We start from the raw sequence: 17812 nt of genomic DNA on the forward strand, positions 1-17812 counted from the left end.
TCGCGAAGGGGCCCGGACAGTCAATATCAATGTTGACTGACATACCGCTATCGCGAGCAAGCTCGCTCCCACAGGGGTTGGGGTTGATCTGGAGGCTTTGTGGAGCTTGATGGGTCGGCATTGATCTGGAGGCTTTGTAAAGCCTGATGGGTCGGCGATCACCCTGTGGCGAGGGAGCTTGCTCCCGCTGGGCTGCGCAGCAGCCCTGAAACCAGGCACTGCGGAGTGTCAGGCTGACCGAGGTAATGGTTTGGGGTCGCTTCGCAACCCAGCGGGAGCAAGCTCCCTCGCCACAAGGTACTCGACACTCAAACTACCGCGCCTGGCTTTTGCTCCAGTCCGTCAACAGGCTGTACGCCACCGCCAGCAGGGTCGGGCCGATGAACAGGCCGATGAAACCGAAGGCGATCAACCCGCCAAACACCCCCAGCAACACAATGACCAGGGGCAAGTTGCCGCCACGGCTGATCAGGTAGGGTTTGAGCACGTTGTCCACGCCACTGATGATGAACGTGCCCCAGATGCCGAGGAACACCGCCATGCCGTATTCGCCCTTCCACGCCAGCCACGCCGTGGCGGGGATCCAGACCAGGGGTGGGCCCATGGGAATCAGGCTCAGCAGGAACGTGACGATCCCCAGCACCAGTGCTCCCGGCACCCCGGCGATCAGGAAGCCGATCAGCGCCAGCACGGCCTGGGCCGCCGCAGTGCCGATCACGCCGTTGACCACCCGTTGCACCGTACCGGCCACCAATTCGATGTAGTAACCGGCACGGTCGCCGATCAGACGCTCCAGCAGCCCATGGACGAACACCGCCAGCCGTGGGCCATCGCGATAGAAAAAGAACACGAACACGATGCTCAGGGTCAGCTCGAGTATGCCGCCGCCAATCTGCGCACTGCGCGCCAGCAGCCAGTTACCGACTTGTCCCAGGTACGGCCTGATGGACACCATCATGGCCGCGCCCTGCTGGTCGATGCTGTTCCAGATGCCAACCAGCCGCCCGCCCACCAACGGCACGCCGGCCAGCCAGTCGGGCGCTTCCGGCAAGCCATCGACTTGTGCGTCCTTGATGAACGCAGTGGCATCGCGCACGTGGTCGGCGAGGTTGAAACCCAGCCACACCAGCGGCACCGCCACCAACAGCATCCAACCCACCGTCAGCAACGCCGCCGCCAGGGATTCGCGGCCATTGACCCAGCGGGTCAGCAGGCGCATCAACGGCCAACTGGCGAACGCCAGCACCGCGCCCCAGAACAGCGCCGACCAGAACGGCGCCATGACCCAGAGGCTTGCGCCGAACAACACCAGGAGCAGGATCTGCACCAACAGCCGATCGTTATTGAGCATGTAGGGTCTCGAAAAAATGAACAGGACCGAGACAGCGGCGTGAAACCCGCTGCCCCGACACAGCTTAGCGCAGCAGTTCCAGGCGCAAGCCCGCCGCCTCGCCGCTGGCGGCCTCCATGCGCGCCGCCCGGACCCCCTGGCCCGCCAGTGCCTCACGCCAGTCCTCGGCCCGGGGACCGGCGATACTGACCCGCAGGCCCGTGTCCAGGTTCAGCGCCCGGGACAACAGGCGCAACCAGGTGTCGTCCGGCTCACCGGCAAGACGCGGCAAGTCCAGGACCCCGGTGTCCTTGAGCTGGCGCAACAGCGTGGCCGATGTCGGCAGCAAGTCCCCCAGCGCTGCGTTCGCCTCGAACTGCTCGACATGCAGGTAGGCCTTGCGATTGCCGCGAGTGATGGAATAAAGCGCGATCAGCGTGTTGTCCGCCGGCGGCGCCAGGCGCAGCAGCAGGAAAGCCTGGCCGTTGTCGGCGCCGTAGAGCTTGGCATTGCCGAAGACGTCGTTGGCCCACAGGCTGCTTTCGCCACAATCGCGGGCCTGGCACCAGAACAACAGCTCGGCGCCCTGTTTCTGCAACGCTTCGCGAGCCGCGGTAAAGGCCTGGGTGGCGGAATGTTCCGGCGGCAGTTCATAAGTGACCGACGTGACATTCCCACGGGCATCGACCTGGCCGTCAAAGCGCAACTGGCCGCTGATCTTGCGGATCGAGCCCATGGGGTAGACGCGGTCCAGGTCGCTGCCTTGCCGGTAATCGACGATCTGGGCATCGGGCATGCGCGGCACGCGTTCCAGGTCGCGACTGCCCGGCACATCGACGGCGAACGACGCCGGGCTGAGGCAGGCCAGCGCCAGCAGGACGAGTGAGTAAACGGATAATTTCATCGGATCGGCTTGGCCTGGGACGCGTGAACGCAACGGGCGTCGTCGATGCACTGCGAAGCTGGCAAACAGAGGTCTGTCATGGTTGTCTCCTTTTCAACCCGCCCAGCCTCGACAGTTGCCCGGCGCAAGTCAAGGAACGGTGAAGAACCGATTGAAACAGTCTGCTACAAGCCCGGCACCGACCTCGTCGTTCAGGTGCAAATGATGGCCACCGGGCAACTGCTCATGACTGAAGGGTAGACGCTCCAGCAGCTCCGGGTGTTGGCCAAGCATGCCGTCGGCCGCCACCACCAGATGCGCCGGACAAGCGACCCGGGCAACGAACGCCATGGCCTGCTCTTCGGTCAGGCGCAGGGGCGATGGCAGGGTCAGGCGGTTGTCGGTGCGCCAGGTGTACCCCCCCGGCACCGGCATCAGGCCGCGCTGGGCCAGCAACTCGGCAGCCTCACGGCTGACCGCCACCAGCCCCTTCATGCGCGCTTCGATGGCCCGGTCGAGGGTTTTGTAGACCGGCTTGCGTTTTTGCTGCAACTCCAACTGGGCTTGCAGGGCCATGCCCATGCGTTCGGCCGCGTTATCGCCTTTGGCGGTCGGAGGAATCACCCCGTCGATCAGCCCCAGGTGCGTCACCCGTTCCGGCAGGGAACCGGCCAGCACCAGCGACACGATAGCGCCCATGGAATGCCCCAACAGGGCGAAGCGCTTCAAGCCCAGTTGTTCGGACACTTGCAGCACATCGTGGGCGTAGTCCCACAAGGCATAGCCGGCACCCGGCGGCCGGTGCCCGGAATGACCGTGGCCGGCCATGTCCAGGGCGATCACCCGCAGCCCTTCGAGCCTGGGCGCCAGACGGGCGAAGCTGTTGGCGTTGTCCAGCCAACCGTGCAGGGCAATCACCGGCAGCCCGTCTTCCGGGCCGAACAAGTGAGCCGCCAGTTCGATGTGAGGCAGGCTCAGGCGGACCTCTTCGACCACACTCATGCGCTGCGCCCTTCCCAACGCTGGAAGAGGTTCTTGAGCAGGTTCGCCGTGTCTTGTGGACGTTCGAGGGGGAACATGTGACCGCCGGGCATGCTCAGGGATTCGCCATGGAGCATGCGTCCCACCGAACGGGTGTGATGGCGCATCACCACGCGACTCTGCCGGCCGCGCACCACGGCCAATGGCACCTTGAGCTTACGGGGCCGACCCGGGCTGGTGTGCGGCACGCCGCGGTAAATGCTGATTTCCGTGGCCGGGTCGAAGCGCAGCCGCAGCCGGTCGCCGACTTGTTGCAGGCCGTGTTGCAGGTAGGCGTCGAAGCAATCCGGGTCAAAACCGCGAAACAGTGTCTTGCCGGCAAAATACTGCCGGGCCGACGCCAGGTCGGCAAACTCCTCGCGCCGTCCCAGGGTCCGGCCGGCCGGGGTCAGGCGATCGATGAACCCCAGGCGCTTGGCCGCCAGGATGACCCACTGGTCGGTACGGGTCAGCACTGGCGAATCGAGCATGACCACGCCGCGATACAGCTCGGGGCAGCGCAACGCCGCGTGCAGGTGCAGCACGCCGCCCAGGGAGTGGCCGACGCCCCACACTGGCGCCGGTTGCTGTTCCAGGTGATGGATCAGTTCGTCCACCAGGTTGTGCCAGTTGTCGTCTACCGGAAAGCGCGGGTCATGGCCGTGCAATTCCAAATGCGCGACCTGGTACTGCGGCGCCAGCGCGGCGAATAACTTGCCGTAGGTGGCCGAGGGAAAACCATTGGCGTGGGCGAAAAAAATCTGTTGCGACATGACAGCCGATCCATTGGAGAACTGCGGCAGATTGTCCGCAGAACCCGACGGCGCGGCAATGACCGTAACTGACAGGAATGATGACAGTCGGGCTTGGGCTATGGGGTTGTATGAGCGATGAAACCTGTGGCGAGGGAGCTTGCTCCCGCTGGGCCGCGAAGAGGCCCCCAAAACATCTGCCTGATAAACCGCAGCGCCTGGTCTTGGGCCTGCTGCGCAGTCCAGCGGGAGCACGCTCCCTCGCCACAAGGGCCTTTCACCCGCCATAAGGGTTTCAACGCGCCGGTGGTTGCTCACCCAGCGGCACCACGGCCATGGTCAGGCGCGACACGCAATTGAGCTTGCCCTCGTCATTGACCAGGCGAATGTCCCAGACCTGGGTGGTACGGCCCAGGTGAACCATCCGGGCCGTGGCCGTTACCCGTCCGCTGCGCACGCCGCGCAGGTGGTTGGCATTGATCTCCAGGCCGACGCAATAGAACTTGCTGGCATCCACACACAGGTAGGCGGCCATGGACCCGACCGTTTCGGCCAGGACCACCGAAGCACCGCCATGCAACAGGCCGAACGGCTGGTGGGTACGCTGATCGACCACCATGCTGGCGGTCAGGGACTCGTCGTCGAACGATTCGAAACGGATATCCAGCACTTCGCTGATGGTGTTTTTACCGGCGGCGTTCAGTTGCTCGATGTTGGGGGTGGTGCGCCATAGACTCATCGCTGCCCTTCCTTTTTGGTTTTTATTACATTCAATCCTGCACAGCACTGAAGGAGCAAGGCTTGCCCGCGACGCAGAGCTGGGGTGGATCAGGTATTACAGGCGCTTGAGGCTCATCGCCCCGGCCAGCGGCATATCGCCTTCCAGCTCGGCCAGCCCAGCCGTTTGCACTTGCGCGGGCTGTTGCAGGTGGCCGTGCTGCAGGAGGCCCAGCAGGCTGCCCACCAACGGGTTGTGGCTGACCAGCAGCACATCGTCCTGGTCCTCCAGATGCCTTAGCACCTCCGTCGGCCGGGTCTCCGGCGTGAGCCAATCGACGGTAATCAGTTCAGGTTCGAAACCCAGTGCTTCGCGCACCAGTTGCGCGGTCTGCTGGGCACGCACATAAGGGCTGGCATAGATGGCCCGCAATGGCTCACCCATCAACCGGCCGGCACTGAGCAACACTTCCTCGCGGCCATGCACCGTCAAGACCCGCTCCGGATCGGGACGCACACCATGAGGCTCTGCCTCTCCGTGACGCAATACCCACAATTTCATAGCTTCGGCTCCTCGTCCCGGACTGGGTGCGGCGCCGGCGCCACGGCGTGAGGCGCTTCACCTTCCGGCGTGCGTGGAGTCGGCCAGTCCGCGAACGGCCAGGGCTTCTGGTCGCTGTGAAAGGTGCCAAAACGGCCGATCTGCGCCAGGAACTGGCTCAGGCTGTCACCGAAATTCATCAGGCTCGCGCTGGGCGCGCCGTAGATCAGCCGATAGATCAATTGCACCAGCACCACGGCGCCGAGGATGAATTGCGCCACCTGCCAGACCAGCAGGTAAATCACCATCCACAGCACACGCAGCAGGATGGATTCGTATTGGGGTTGCCCTTGCGGATCGTTCATGGCTCGCTCCTGCTTGCGTCAATAGCGGTTCAGTTGAAACCGCTGGTGGAAATGAAATCAACGTCGGTCTTCGGTTCACCACGCATCAACAGCTCGATCACCTGTTCAAGCGTGCGCCCTTCGAACAGGATCGCGTGCAGCCCGGCGACCAGCGGCATGTACACCCCTGCCTCCTGGGACTTGGCCTTGAGTACCTTGAGGGTATTGACCCCTTCGGCCACTTCACCCAGGCGCGACACAGCCTCATCAAGGCTCAAGCCTTGGCCAAGGGCAAAGCCGACCTGATAGTTGCGACTCTTGGGCGAGGAACAGGTGACGATCAGGTCGCCCACCCCGGCCAACCCCAGGAAGGTCATCGGGTTGGCGCCCTGGCTGACGGCGAAGCGGGTCATTTCCGCCAGCGCGCGGGTGATCAGCATGCTCTTGGTGTTCTCGCCCATGTCCAGCGCCACCGCCATGCCGGCGATGATGGCATAGACGTTCTTCAGTGCACCGCCCAACTCCACTCCATAACGGTCAGCACTGGCGTAGACCCGAAAGGTGCGGCCATGGAGCGCGGCCTGGACCTGTTGGCACAGTTGCTCATCCTCACTGGCGACCACCGTGGCGGTCAGCGCGTGCTCGGCGATTTCCCGCGCCAGGTTCGGGCCGGAAATCACACCGATCCGCGCCTTGGGGGCGATTTCTTCGAGAATTTCGCTCATCAGCTTGAAGGTCTGGGCTTCGATGCCCTTGGTCAGGCTCACCAACAGTTTGCCGCTCAGGCGCTCGGCATGGGGTGCCAACACCGAACGCAAGGCGCTGGACGGCAAGGCGACGAAGAACAGGTCGCTACCCTCCAGCGTGGCCTGCAAGTCAGTCACCGGCACCACTTCCGGGCGGATCTTGATGCCCTTGAGGTAACGTGGGTTCTCGCGGTTGACCCGGATGGCCTCGGCCTGTTCCGGGTCACGCATCCACTGGCGCACCGGGTGGCCATTCTCGGCCAGCAGGTTAGCCACGGCGGTACCGAAACTCCCGCCCCCCAGGACCGCAATCGGGCGCTGTTCAGTCATATGCAATCCGTTCATCCATACCAAGTGGCAATGCGGGGCATTATACGGAGCGGCCGGATGGCGACCAGCCCCGGCAACAATTACCGCCAGCTGTAGGAAGCTGACCACCAATTCCTAGGAAAATGCTGTCAACGTGAATGGAAAAGTCGTTCAGCTCAGTTAACATGCCCGTCATCCGTCCATTCTCATAGGCTGTGCCGTGTCCGTTGGCCCTTCCCGCTCAGGTTCGTCCCTGCTCTTGGCACTGATCATCAGCCCGCCAGTGCTGGCCGACGACTTGTTCGTCGACAGCCAGCCCCTGCCCCAGGTACTGACGGCCACGCGCCTGAAGCAATCGCCGGCGGCGGTGCCAGGCAGCATGACCGTGCTCGACAGCGAGCTGATCAAGGCCAGCGGCGCCCGGGACATCAGCGAATTGCTGCGCCTGGTACCGGGCATGATGGTCGGCAACATCACCGGCAACCAGGCCGCCGTGAACTACCACGGCACCAACGCCAGCGAAGCGCGGCGCATGCAAGTGCTGATCGACGGCCGCTCGGTGTACCGCGCCGGCCTGGCCACCGTGGACTGGAGCGATATTCCGGTGGCCATGGAAGACATCGAGCGGATCGAAGTCTTCCGCGGCCCCAACACCGTCAGCTATGGCGCCAACGCGCTGATGGCGGTGGTCAACATCATCACCCGCGCCCCGGCCGACAGCCATGGCACCCGGTTGAAAATCACCCGGGGCCAGCGTGGCATCAGTGACTGGTACGCCAGCCAGGGCAGCGGCTGGGAAGGCGGCGACCTGCGGTTGTCGCTGTCCGGCCAGGAGGACGATGGCTTTGACAGCGACCGCAACGGTGCCGACTACCGCGACAGCCGCCGCCTGAATCGCTTCAATCTGTCCGTCAGCCAGACCCTGGACGAACGGCAGAGCATCGACTGGCAATTGAACGCCAAGGACGGGACCAACCAGCGACCTTATACCTACCGTCCTGTGTTCGCCGGGATTACCGCCGCTGGGGATAATTCCGACGTCATCGCCAAGGACTATGCCGGCTCACTGCGCTGGAACCTGGACCTGAATCCCGATCACAGCCTTTATGTACAGGGCTCGATCCAGCACTGGGATCGCCAACAGACCTGGCGCGCCTGTGACGCCGAGGTGTCTTTCAGCCCGCAACTGACCGACCTGTGGCAGCTCAACCCCAACTATGCCGAGAAGCTGGCGCGCAATATCCCCAGCTATACCAGCATCGGCGCGCCACCCGGCACGCCACGGGAACAGGCGTTGGCCAATCAGGTGCTCGATCAGTGGCGCAACGGCGCCTCGCGGACCCTGTGCGGCGATATCGACCAGAGCGCCCGGGAATCGCGCTACGACCTGGAGATCCAGGACACCCTGAGCCTGTCCGACAGCCTGCGACTGGTCACCGGCGCCAATTATCGCTACGACCGGGCCGACTCGGAGACGTACTTCAACGGCACCCTGGACGACACCACCTGGCGCCTGTTCGGCCAGCTCGAATGGCGGGCTACCGAGCATTGGCTGTTGCAGGGTGGCGCGATGTTCGAGGACACCCGCCTGACCGGCAGCTCGCTGACCCCGCGGGTCGCGGTCAACTACCTGATCACGCCGCGCCACGGCCTGCGGGCGGTGTACTCCGAAGCCGTGCGCTCGCCGGACATGTTCGAGAACAACGTCAACTGGAGCTACCAGGTCACCAACCTGCAGCCTGCCGCCTTCGGCCAGAACAGTGCCCGTTATTTCGTCCGGACCCGCGGCCCGGGCAACCTGGAGCAAGAGCACATGCGCTCTCGGGAACTGGGCTACAACGGTTATTTCGTGGACGTGGGCTTGGCGGTCGACGTGAAGCTGTTCCATGACGAAATCACCGGCATGATCAGCGAGCCGCTGCGCAACAATCAGTACATCGCCAGCAATGCCAACGAATCACAGTTCTCCGGGATCGAGACCCAGTTCGACTGGCGCATGACCAGCGCCGACCGTCTGCGCCTGACCTATGCCTATGTCGACGCCCAGGCCAGCAACCCCCTCGACGAACAACTGACCGCCCGCAACAGCGGTTCGGCCGGCTGGCTACGGGACTGGGGCCAGGGCTGGAACAGTGCGCTGTTCTACTACGCCGCCGACGACCTCAACGGTTATCGCTTCGAACGGGTCGACACCCGCCTCGCCCGGCGCATTCCCCTGGGCAAGGCCAGCCTGGAACTGGCGGGCGTGCTGCAACAGCGCCTGGACAACCAGCCCATGACCTTCGTCGACAACCGCTACGACTCCCGCCATGTGGTGTACTTCAGCGCGGAGCTATCGTTCTAGATGTCCCGGCGCCGTCCCCGCAAGACGCCATTTCATGGCCGCCTGACGCTGGCCCTGTGCCTGGTGTTTGCCGGCTGGCTGGCAACCCTCCAGGCCCGGGCCGCCGAGATCCTGTTGACCGGCGCCGAGGACAGCCCCGGCGTACAGTCTTTCACCCAGGCCCTGAAAACCTTGCGCCCCGAAGACAGCGTACGTTTTACGCCACTGGCCAACCTGCCGACGCCGGACAAGTTGCCGGACACTGTGCGCCTGGTCCTGCTTGACCTGCCCAGCCTGGAGTGGCGCCTGCAAGACGCACGGGGCCCGGCCACCCTGGTCCTGCGCATCAGCCGCCAGCAAGCCCGCGACCGCCTGGGCGATGCGACGCCCGCGCACCTCAGCCTGCTGTGGAGCGATCCACCGATGGCGCGGCAACTGCGGCTGATCCGCACCATCCTGCCGCAAGTGCGACGGGTCGGCGTGTTGTACGACGCCCACAGTGAGTTCCTGCTCAAGGACCTCCAACAAGCCGCGACACCGCTGGGCCTGGTCATCGTCAGCGAACGTTGGGACGACACCAGCGACAGCCGTCCCCTGCAAAACCTGCTGGGCCAAAGCGATGTGCTGCTGGGCCTGGATGACCCCGACTTGTACAACCCCAAGACCGTGAAGAACCTGTTGCTCAGCAGCTATGCCCGGCAACGCGCGCTGATCGGGCCCAGTGCCGCATTCGTCAAGGCCGGCAGCCTGGCCAGCACCTACAGCGACCAACAAGACTGGCTGGCGATTCTCGACGACCTGCTTGACCGCCCCGCCACGACCTGGCCGCGCACATTGTATCCGGACCGCTTCAAAGTCCTGGGCAACCGGCAGGTCTCCCGCTCGCTGGGGATCGAACCGATTGACGCCGAATCCGTCGCGGCAACGTTGGCCGAAGGAGAACACCGCCCATGACCTTGCGTCGCCGTTGGGACATCAACACCCGCACCCAGCTCATCGCCCTCGGCCCGGCGTTGCTGCTGACCTTGTTGCTGATCACTTTCTTTACCTTCGTGCGGATCCAGGACTTGCGCCAGGAGCTCAATCACACTGGGCAACTGATCGCCAACCAACTGGCCCCCGCCACGGAATACGGAGTGATTTCCGGCAACAAAGAGGTGCTCGAAAGCCTGCTCACCGCAACCCTGGCGACCCCACACGTGCGCTTCCTGGAAGTCCAGGACAGCGCCGACAAGGTCCTGGTGTATGTCGAACAACCCGAGCAGGTCCACAGCCGTGCCCAGCAGATCGACGTCTTCCAGGCCCCGGTGCGCCTGCAGCGCATTGCCCTGAACAATGATTTCCTGCAAGGCAACAGCACCGCCATGGAGGCGTCCGGCGAGGATTACCTGGGCCGCGTGATCGTCGGTATGTCCAGCGACGCCTTCAGCCAGCGGCAACAGGAAATCCTGTTCAAGGCCGCGATCCTGGCGTTGTTCGCCCTGCTGTTCACCTTCCTGGTGGCGCGCCGGCTGGCGACCAGCCTGTCCCGGCCGATCCGCGACATCGGCAACGCGGTCAAGGCTATCCAGCAAGGCGACTACAGCACCCCGCTGCCCATCGTCGATGACACCGAACTGGGTGCCCTGTCGCGGCACATCAACAACCTGGCCGACGGCCTGGAACAAGCCAGCCGCGAACAGCAGCAGGCCATGGCGCAGTTGATCAAGACCCGCGAAGAGGCGGAAAAAGCCAACAGCGCCAAGTCCGAGTTCCTGGCGATGATGAGCCATGAACTGCGCACGCCCATGAACGGCGTACTGGGCATGTTGCAGTTGCTGGAAACCACCCGCATGACCGACGAGCAGCACGAGTACACGGCGTTGGCTTCGGAATCCACCGAACACCTGTTGAAGGTGATCAACGACATCCTCGACTTCTCGCGCATCGAGCGCTCGGCCCTGGAACTGGAGCACATCCCGTTCAACCTGGCCGAACTGGTGGGCAGTTGCGCGCAGTCTTTCCAGCACAGCGCCGCGCAGCGCAAGCTGGGCCTGGACCTGCTGGTCCCGGACGACATGCAGGCCTTGCAGGTCCAGGGCGATCCGACGCGGATCCGGCAGATCCTGGTGAACCTGATCGGCAACGCGCTGAAATTCACCGAGCAAGGCCGTGTCACCGTGCAATGCCAATGGCAGGCCCTGGACCACGAACTGCTGTGGTTCACCTGCACGGTGCGCGACAGTGGCATCGGCATCCCCGCCGAGAGCCTGGAGCGCATGTTCGATGCCTTCCAGCAGGCCGACAATTCGATTTCCCGGCGCTACGGCGGCACAGGCCTGGGCCTGCCGATCGCCCGCACCCTGGCCGAACGCATGGGCGGGACGCTGCGGGCCCAGAGCGAAGAAGGCCAAGGCTCGGTGTTCACTCTCGAGATTCCGCTGGCCCTGTCGCGCCAGACACCAGCGACCCTGGTGCCGCGCCTGCCTATCGGCAGCGGCAGCGGCGATGGCGAAGGCCGCAACGTGTTGCTGGTGGAAGACAATCCGGTCAACCAGACGGTGGTCGAAGCCATGCTGCGCAGCCTGGGCTTCACCGTCAGCATCGCCACCGATGGCGCCCAGGCCGTACGCAGCGCCGAGAGCCTGATTTTCGAAGCGATCCTCATGGATTGCCGGTTGCCCATCATCGATGGCTACGAAGCCACGCGGCAGATCCGCCAGTTGCCGGGTTGCGACCAGGTGCCGATCATCGCCCTGACGGCCAACGCCTTGCAGGGCGACCGCGAAGCCTGCCTCGCGGCGGGCATGAACGATTACCTGGCCAAGCCGTTCAAAAGGAACGAACTGCAACAGATTCTGCAGCGCTGGGTGAATTAGAACAGCTCGCCAGACCATCTGTGACTGGCGTGAAAGGCGAAAGTGCGGCAGTCTTAGGCACCCGAACGAGCCTCGATTGGGGCTTGAATAAAAATTTCAGTGCACAGGTGTACATTCATTTCCCGTGTGCTGTGACTTTCACTACAACGCAATAGTCTATGAGTAGGCTGTCGATTCGAGGCATGAACGCTTCGATCGGCCGGGAAGATTTGCCCCACCCTGCCGCATGGGACTATTGAGGAGCTCGCATGACCAAACAAAACGCCTTTACCCGGGAAGATCTGCTGCGCTGCAGTCGCGGTGAGCTGTTCGGCCCAGGTACCGCGCAACTGCCCGCCCCGAACATGCTGATGGTGGATCGCATCACCCATATCAGCGAAGAGGGTGGCAAGTACGGCAAAGGTGAATTGGTCGCCGAGCTGGATATCACTCCGGACCTGTGGTTCTTCGCCTGCCACTTCGAAGGCGATCCGGTAATGCCGGGCTGCCTGGGCCTGGACGCCATGTGGCAACTGGTCGGTTTTTTCCTCGGCTGGCAAGGCCTGCCAGGTCGCGGTCGCGCCCTGGGTTCGGGCGAAGTGAAGTTCTTTGGTCAGGTCCTGCCGACCGCCAAGAAAATCACCTATAACATTCATATCAAACGCGTCCTCAAGGGCAAGCTGAACATGGCCATTGCCGATGGTTCGGTTGCCGTGGACGGTCGCGAGATCTACACCGCCGAAGGCCTCCGGGTCGGCGTTTTCACCTCCACTGACAACTTCTAAGGGTTATCCGCATGCGCCGCGTCGTTATCACTGGTCTGGGCATCGTTTCGTGCCTGGGCAATGACAAAGAGACCGTCTCCGCTAACCTGCGTGCAAGTCGCCCTGGCATCCGGTTCAACCCGGAATATGCCGAAATGGGTCTGCGTAGCCAGGTTTCCGGCTCCATTGACCTCAACCTCGAAGAACTGATCGATCGCAAGATCTACCGTTTCGTCGGCCATGCGGCGGCCTACGCCTACCTGGCCATGAAGGACGCCATCGCTGACTCCGGCCTGACCGACGAGCAGGTGTCCAACGTGCGGACCGGCCTGGTCGCCGGCTCCGGCGGTGCCTCCACCTTGAACCAGATGGAAGCGCTGGACATCCTGCGCGAAAAAGGCGTCAAGCGTGTCGGCCCGTACCGCGTCACCCGGACCATGGGCAGCACCGTTTCGGCCTGCCTGGCCACGCCATTCAAGATCAAGGGCCTGAACTACTCGTTCTCCTCCGCTTGCGCCACCAGTGCCCACTGCATTGGTACCGCTGTCGAGCAGATCCAGATGGGCAAGCAGGACATCGTGTTCGCCGGCGGCGGTGAAGAAGAACATTGGAGCCAGTCGTTCCTGTTCGACGCCATGGGCGCCCTGTCCAGCAAGCGCAACGACACGCCAGAAAAAGCTTCCCGTGCCTACGATGCCGACCGTGACGGCTTCGTCATCGCTGGCGGCGGCGGCATGGTCGTGGTCGAGGAGCTGGAACACGCCCTGGCCCGTGGTGCGAAGATCTACGCGGAAATCGTCGGCTACGGCGCCACGTCCGATGGCTACGACATGGTCGCGCCAAGCGGCGAAGGTGCGGTGCGCTGCATGCAAATGGCCATGTCCACCGTCGACGCACCGATCGCCTACCTGAACACCCACGGCACCTCGACCCCGGTCGGCGACGTCGCGGAAATGAAGGGTGTGCGCGAAGTGTTTGGCGACAAGGCCCCGGCCATCAGCTCCACCAAGAGCCTGTCGGGTCACTCCCTGGGCGCCGCCGGCGTTCACGAAGCGATCTACTGCATGCTGATGATGGAAGGCAACTTCATGGCCGGTTCGGCCAACATCGACGAACTGGACCCGGAGGTGGCCGACCTGCCCATCCTGACCAAGACTCGCGAAAACGCCACCATCAATACCGTGATGAGCAACAGCTTCGGCTTCGGTGGCACCAACGCCACCCTGGTGATGAAGCGCTGGCAGGGCGCGTAGGAGCTGCCGCAGGCTGCGATCTTTTAAAGCGAAAGATCGCAGGCTTCGCCAGCTCCTACAGGAGCCGACAAAAAAACGCCCCGACTGGTTCGGGGCGTTTTTTTGCCTGCTCACATAAAAAAGTTCTGTGGGTATGCCCTTGTGGGAGCGAGCTTGCTCGCGATAGCGGTTCGACAGTCAATGACAGTGTTGAATGTCACTCCGCCTTCGCGAGCAAGCTCGCTCCCACAGGTTTTTCTGACCTCACTCCTACACAAGCCGGCTCCCACAGTTGACGCCATTCAGCGCACGACAAACCGCTGCTGCGTCAGCAGCCGATCACCCTGGAACACCATGAACCGCCACTCTCCCGGCACCACTTCGTGGCTTTCGGTGAATTCGTAGGCCATGACATCCTGGGGTGCACCGGGTACCAGTTTCTGGATGACCTCGAACTTGTCGTGGCGCACGCCATCGGGGGTGCGGATACCGGGGGTGAAGTACAACAGGGTCAACGGCTGGTCGTCAGCAACCTTGCCAGCCAACTGATAGCGCATGCCGAATTTGGTGCCCAGCTTCGCCGGTACGCTCTCGGTCTGGCGAATCTGCTCGTTGCTGCGCCGCAGGACCCGCTCGCCCGACTGCAACTCAGCCTGGGGCCCTTCAAAGACACCGTATTCCACCGGGCCTTCGACACGAACTTCCGCCTGGGCCAGGCCGCAGGTCAACAACAGCGCGACCAGTGCGCTTGAACGGGTGAGGTGCATAGTGCGCTCCTTGATTGAGATGAGCGCGAGGGTATGACGCGGGAGTGACAGGCTGATGACAAAGCGATGTGGGCCACGCCACCGACGCCCGAGGATAGGGTTGGCCCGTGGCGAAGGAGCTTGCTCCCGCTCGACTCTGTAGGAGCTGGCGAAGCCTGCGATCTTTTGATCTTTCACTTGAGACTCAAGTGACCGGGAAAAGATCGCAGCCTCGCTCTGCTCGACAGCTCCTACAGGCCCAGCGGGAGCAAGCTCCCTCGCCACAACAGCGGGCTTAGCGGGCCACTGAGCGCGGCAACACCGCCAGGAAGTTATCCCGCGCGACTTTCCTCGCCACGTCTTCCGGCAAGGCATCGAGGAACGGATCGAAGCTGCGCAGTTCCTCACCCAACTTGTTGAAACGCCCAACCACATCCGACCCCACCATGAAACGCTCAGGAAAGCGCTCCACCAGCTTTACCCACTCGTCCCGGGGCTTGCCCGCCTCATCCAGCAAGTAGGGTGTGAGTACGCTCCAGGACAGGTCGACGTAGAGATTGGGGTAGGCCTCGAGCAGGCGGGTCAGGGTCGGCAACAGAAAATCCAACTGCGTCTGGTGGCGATGGATCTCCATGCTGGTGCCGGCGTGGGCCCAGATGAAGCGCGTGTGCGGGTGATTGCGCAACGGTTCCTCGATTTCCGCCAGGTACAGCGGATTTTTCTCACGCTTGGACGTGATGTTGGAATGCAACATCACCGGCAGGTCGTTCTCCGCCGCCAGGTGATAGATCCGCGTCATGGCTTCGTTGTTGGCCCGTGGCGTGTCGCCCGAGGTCAGCGCCGTCAGGTCGTCATGGCGGGTGAAGACTTCACCGATGCCTTGCCACAAACCCGGATAGAGATCGAGCATGCGCTGGATGTGGGCGGCGGAGTTCTTGTCGTTGGGATTGAAGCCCGACAAGAACGGATGGAAGTGCTGGCGCTGTTCGTCGGTCAGCTTGCTCACTGCCGCGGCGACAATCACATCGGTGGCACTGTACCAATAGGCGTCCGCGTCATCACCGGCGTAATAACGCGGACGCTTGGGCTCGTCCTCATGCCATTTCTTGGCCACCGGCACGCCGGAAATCATCACATGCTCGATGCGATTGTCCGCCATCGCCTGGAGCAAGCTGGGCATGCCGGCGCTTTCCTGGAAGAAATCGACGTAATGCAGGTGCGCATCGCTGTAGGTATATTCGCGGGCCATGGCGGCGGCGCTCGAAACGACCAACAGCCAGGCAAGGATCAAACGGGTCAAAGGCACGGGCAGTCTCCAGAAGCCATGAACAGCGTAGACCCTCGCCGTCCCGCCTGGGTTCAAGGCGCATGTGCAGTGTCTGCCGGCGGCGGGTTATGCTTCGGCCAACCGTTGTTCAACCTGGAAGACACCATGACCACCCTCCTGACCGTTCGCCCCCGCGCCGAAGACGTCGAAGGCCAGCCGATCCTTCGCCCGCTGCCGTCCGCCAAATGCCGCAGTGTCGGGCCTTTCGTGTTTTTCGATCACATGCTGCCAACCACCTACCCGGCCGGCAACGGCATGAACATCCGCCAGCATCCCCACATTGGCCTGTCCACCCTCACCTACCTGTTCGAAGGCAAACTCCAGCACAAGGACAGCCTGGGCTCCGACCAGGTGGTGGACGCTGGCGATGTCAGCTGGATGACCGCCGGCAGCGCCATCGCCCACGTCGAGCGCACCCCGGAGTCATTGCTGGGCAGCCCTTTCGCCATGCACGGGTTGCAAGTCTGGCTGGCCTCGCCCAAGTCCCACGAACAGGGCCCGGGGCACTACAGCCATCACCCCGCCCAGAGCCTGCCGGTCAGTGAGAACCTGGGGATCAGCATCCGCATGATCGCCGGGGCAGGCTTTTGCCTGGAATCCCCGGTACCGGTGCTGTCGCCAACGCTGTACGCCGAGTTGAACCTGCAGACCGCAACGACCTTGCTGATTCCCACCGAGCATGAAGAACGGGCGCTGTATGTGCTCAGTGGCGAGGCGTTATTGGAGGGTGAGCCGGTAGAAGCCCATTCCCTGGTGATATTGCCAGCCGGGGAAGAAATGACACTGTTTGCCGACAGCGATTGCCATGCCGTGCTGCTCGGCGGCGCGCCCCTGGACGGGCCGCGGCGGATGAACTGGAATTTCGTTTCCAGCGACCCGGCCCGGATCGATGAAGCCCGCCGGCGCTGGGCGGCTGGGGACTGGCCGACAGTGCCGGGGGAAAGCGAGCGGATCGAGCTGCCCTAGCTTCATGACACCCTGTGGCGAGGGAGCTTGCTCCCGCTCGGTTGCGCAGCAACCGCAGAAACAGAGGGGCCGCTGCGCAGCCCAGCGGGAGCAAGCTCCCTCGCCACAGGTTCTACTTGAAGCATTCAGCCCTTGAACACTTCATCCAACAAGTTATGCATCGCGCGGAACGCCCGTCCGGCAACCTTGGCGTCGTACATCATCTTGCCCGGCACATTGGCCTGCGGATCGGTGAACGAGTGCACCGCACCGCCGTAGCTCAGCAACTGCCAATCCACCCCGGCGGCGTTCATTTCCTCTTCAAAGGACGGTAGCTGCTCTTTCGGCACCAGCGGGTCGGAAGCGCCATGCATCACCAGCACCGCGCCCTTGATGTTCTGCGCATCGGCCGGGTTCGGTGTATCCAGGGTGCCGTGGAAGGAAATCGCGGCCTTGAGCGGTGCGCCGGTGCGAGCCAGTTCCAATGAACAGCAACCACCGAAGCAGAAGCCGAACGTGGCCAGTTTCGCTGTATCGACCTCGGCTTCGCGCTGGCTTTGCAACTGCTCGACCGCGGCCTGCATGCGCTTGCGCAACAACGCCCGGTCGTTCTTGAGAGGCATCATCGCCGCCCCCGCCTCATCGGCATTGGTCGGGCGCACCGTTTGCCCATACAAGTCGGCGATCAGCACCACATAACCGTTGGCCGCCACTGACTTGGCAATGTCCTCGGCACCCGCCCCGACCCCCATCCAGTTCGGCGCCATCAACAAACCCGGGCGCGGGCCCTGCTGGTTAATGTCGAAGGCCAGGCGCCCTTCATAACTTTGACCATCGATCTGATAGACCAGCGAACGAACCGTAACCTGACTCATGACGGACTCCTCTCGATGAAACATTCAAGAAGCCCTTGTGGGAGCGAGCTTGCTCGCGATTTCGGTCCAACATTCAACAGATGCGTTGACTGCTCTACCGTCATCGCGAGCAAGCTCGCTC

17 protein-coding genes are annotated in these 17812 nt (G+C 63.1%); 6 read left to right on the forward strand and 11 right to left on the reverse strand.

Going from position 1 to position 17812, the window contains the following annotated elements:
* Positions 1-313: 313 nt before the first annotated feature.
* From HGO40_RS22030 to HGO40_RS22065, 8 genes are all read right to left on the reverse strand, one after another.
* Complete coding sequence (locus tag HGO40_RS22030) at positions 314-1351, reverse strand: AI-2E family transporter (protein WP_186708104.1); 1038 nt, start codon at positions 1349-1351, stop codon at positions 314-316.
* Between the two features lie 64 nt (positions 1352-1415).
* The gene (locus HGO40_RS22035; protein ID WP_250964733.1) at positions 1416-2234 is read right to left on the reverse strand and encodes a DUF4892 domain-containing protein; all 819 of its coding nucleotides are present in this window, start codon (positions 2232-2234) and stop codon (positions 1416-1418) included.
* 129 nt (positions 2235-2363) lie between these two features.
* Complete coding sequence (locus tag HGO40_RS22040; RefSeq protein WP_250964734.1) at positions 2364-3215, reverse strand: alpha/beta hydrolase; 852 nt, start codon at positions 3213-3215, stop codon at positions 2364-2366.
* Positions 3212-4006 carry an alpha/beta fold hydrolase gene (locus tag HGO40_RS22045; RefSeq protein ID WP_057451981.1) on the reverse strand — a complete coding sequence of 265 codons (795 nt, stop codon included), beginning with the start codon at positions 4004-4006 and terminating at the stop codon, positions 3212-3214. Before HGO40_RS22045 ends, HGO40_RS22040 begins: the two co-directional genes overlap by 4 nt.
* A gap of 274 nt (positions 4007-4280) precedes the next feature.
* A complete protein-coding gene (locus HGO40_RS22050) occupies positions 4281-4724 on the reverse strand; it encodes a hotdog fold thioesterase (protein ID WP_186708110.1) in 444 nt (147 codons plus the stop codon).
* A 96-nt stretch (positions 4725-4820) separates the two neighbouring features.
* On the reverse strand, positions 4821-5264 hold the full coding sequence (gene sixA / locus HGO40_RS22055) for a phosphohistidine phosphatase SixA (RefSeq protein ID WP_250964735.1): 444 nt from the start codon (positions 5262-5264) through the stop codon (positions 4821-4823).
* Positions 5261-5608, reverse strand: a complete 348-nt coding sequence (locus tag HGO40_RS22060) for a DUF4389 domain-containing protein (protein WP_046063632.1) — start codon at positions 5606-5608, stop codon at positions 5261-5263. The genes sixA and HGO40_RS22060 overlap by 4 nt, the downstream gene beginning before the upstream one ends.
* A gap of 29 nt (positions 5609-5637) precedes the next feature.
* The gene (locus HGO40_RS22065; protein WP_250964736.1) at positions 5638-6663 is read right to left on the reverse strand and encodes an NAD(P)H-dependent glycerol-3-phosphate dehydrogenase; all 1026 of its coding nucleotides are present in this window, start codon (positions 6661-6663) and stop codon (positions 5638-5640) included.
* A gap of 199 nt (positions 6664-6862) precedes the next feature.
* Between HGO40_RS22065 and HGO40_RS22070 the strand changes: the two genes are divergently transcribed.
* The 5 genes from HGO40_RS22070 to fabB all read left to right on the forward strand — a co-directional run bounded on the left by HGO40_RS22070 (position 6863) and on the right by fabB (position 13819).
* Entirely contained in the window at positions 6863-8986 is a 2124-nt protein-coding gene (locus HGO40_RS22070; protein ID WP_250964737.1) for a TonB-dependent receptor plug domain-containing protein, read from the forward strand.
* Positions 8987-9919, forward strand: coding sequence for an ABC transporter substrate-binding protein (locus HGO40_RS22075; protein ID WP_250964738.1), 933 nt, complete (start codon positions 8987-8989; stop codon positions 9917-9919).
* Complete coding sequence (locus tag HGO40_RS22080; protein WP_250964739.1) at positions 9916-11823, forward strand: ATP-binding protein; 1908 nt, start codon at positions 9916-9918, stop codon at positions 11821-11823. The genes HGO40_RS22075 and HGO40_RS22080 overlap by 4 nt, the downstream gene beginning before the upstream one ends.
* A 248-nt stretch (positions 11824-12071) precedes the next feature.
* Positions 12072-12587: a 3-hydroxyacyl-[acyl-carrier-protein] dehydratase FabA gene (gene fabA, locus HGO40_RS22085; protein ID WP_250964740.1), complete on the forward strand. Its 516-nt coding sequence runs from the start codon at positions 12072-12074 to the stop codon at positions 12585-12587.
* Positions 12588-12598: 11 nt separating this feature from the next.
* Positions 12599-13819 (forward strand): beta-ketoacyl-ACP synthase I, encoded by a 1221-nt coding sequence (gene fabB, locus HGO40_RS22090; protein WP_250964741.1) that lies wholly within the window; start codon positions 12599-12601, stop codon positions 13817-13819.
* Between the two features lie 281 nt (positions 13820-14100).
* Here the strand turns inward: fabB and HGO40_RS22095 are convergent, their stop codons facing one another.
* Together HGO40_RS22095 and HGO40_RS22100 are read right to left on the reverse strand one after the other, a co-directional pair.
* Positions 14101-14565: a DUF3859 domain-containing protein gene (locus tag HGO40_RS22095; RefSeq protein ID WP_018610122.1), complete on the reverse strand. Its 465-nt coding sequence runs from the start codon at positions 14563-14565 to the stop codon at positions 14101-14103.
* Between the two features lie 274 nt (positions 14566-14839).
* Positions 14840-15856 (reverse strand): amidohydrolase family protein, encoded by a 1017-nt coding sequence (locus HGO40_RS22100; RefSeq protein ID WP_250964756.1) that lies wholly within the window; start codon positions 15854-15856, stop codon positions 14840-14842.
* 120 nt (positions 15857-15976) lie between these two features.
* Here HGO40_RS22100 and HGO40_RS22105 point away from each other — a divergent pair, with 120 nt between their 5' ends.
* Positions 15977-16837 carry a pirin family protein gene (locus tag HGO40_RS22105; RefSeq protein ID WP_250964757.1) on the forward strand — a complete coding sequence of 287 codons (861 nt, stop codon included), beginning with the start codon at positions 15977-15979 and terminating at the stop codon, positions 16835-16837.
* A 125-nt stretch (positions 16838-16962) separates the two neighbouring features.
* Here HGO40_RS22105 and HGO40_RS22110 read toward each other — a convergent pair whose 3' ends face one another.
* Positions 16963-17691 (reverse strand): dienelactone hydrolase family protein, encoded by a 729-nt coding sequence (locus HGO40_RS22110; RefSeq protein WP_250964742.1) that lies wholly within the window; start codon positions 17689-17691, stop codon positions 16963-16965.
* Positions 17692-17812: the final 121 nt, after the last annotated feature.

Origin of the sequence: Pseudomonas sp. CG7, from assembly GCF_023701885.1 — a bacterium.
GTDB lineage: Bacteria > Pseudomonadota > Gammaproteobacteria > Pseudomonadales > Pseudomonadaceae > Aquipseudomonas > Aquipseudomonas zanjanensis.

What these genes read in the sequence shown, in the direction of transcription:
- HGO40_RS22075 (WP_250964738.1), top strand. Translation starts at nt 8,987, where the DNA reads ATGTCCCGGCGCCGTCCCCGCAAGACGCCATTTCATGGCCGCCTGACG.
- HGO40_RS22110 (WP_250964742.1), bottom strand. Translation starts at nt 17,691, where the DNA reads ATGAGTCAGGTTACGGTTCGTTCGCTGGTCTATCAGATCGATGGTCAA.
- fabA (WP_250964740.1), top strand. Translation starts at nt 12,072, where the DNA reads ATGACCAAACAAAACGCCTTTACCCGGGAAGATCTGCTGCGCTGCAGT.
- HGO40_RS22040 (WP_250964734.1), bottom strand. Translation starts at nt 3,215, where the DNA reads ATGAGTGTGGTCGAAGAGGTCCGCCTGAGCCTGCCTCACATCGAACTG.
- HGO40_RS22095 (WP_018610122.1), bottom strand. Translation starts at nt 14,565, where the DNA reads ATGCACCTCACCCGTTCAAGCGCACTGGTCGCGCTGTTGTTGACCTGC.
- fabB (WP_250964741.1), top strand. Translation starts at nt 12,599, where the DNA reads ATGCGCCGCGTCGTTATCACTGGTCTGGGCATCGTTTCGTGCCTGGGC.
- HGO40_RS22045 (WP_057451981.1), bottom strand. Translation starts at nt 4,006, where the DNA reads ATGTCGCAACAGATTTTTTTCGCCCACGCCAATGGTTTTCCCTCGGCC.
- HGO40_RS22050 (WP_186708110.1), bottom strand. Translation starts at nt 4,724, where the DNA reads ATGAGTCTATGGCGCACCACCCCCAACATCGAGCAACTGAACGCCGCC.
- HGO40_RS22065 (WP_250964736.1), bottom strand. Translation starts at nt 6,663, where the DNA reads ATGACTGAACAGCGCCCGATTGCGGTCCTGGGGGGCGGGAGTTTCGGT.
- HGO40_RS22105 (WP_250964757.1), top strand. Translation starts at nt 15,977, where the DNA reads ATGACCACCCTCCTGACCGTTCGCCCCCGCGCCGAAGACGTCGAAGGC.
- HGO40_RS22030 (WP_186708104.1), bottom strand. Translation starts at nt 1,351, where the DNA reads ATGCTCAATAACGATCGGCTGTTGGTGCAGATCCTGCTCCTGGTGTTG.
- HGO40_RS22035 (WP_250964733.1), bottom strand. Translation starts at nt 2,234, where the DNA reads ATGAAATTATCCGTTTACTCACTCGTCCTGCTGGCGCTGGCCTGCCTC.
- HGO40_RS22080 (WP_250964739.1), top strand. Translation starts at nt 9,916, where the DNA reads ATGACCTTGCGTCGCCGTTGGGACATCAACACCCGCACCCAGCTCATC.
- HGO40_RS22060 (WP_046063632.1), bottom strand. Translation starts at nt 5,608, where the DNA reads ATGAACGATCCGCAAGGGCAACCCCAATACGAATCCATCCTGCTGCGT.
- sixA (WP_250964735.1), bottom strand. Translation starts at nt 5,264, where the DNA reads ATGAAATTGTGGGTATTGCGTCACGGAGAGGCAGAGCCTCATGGTGTG.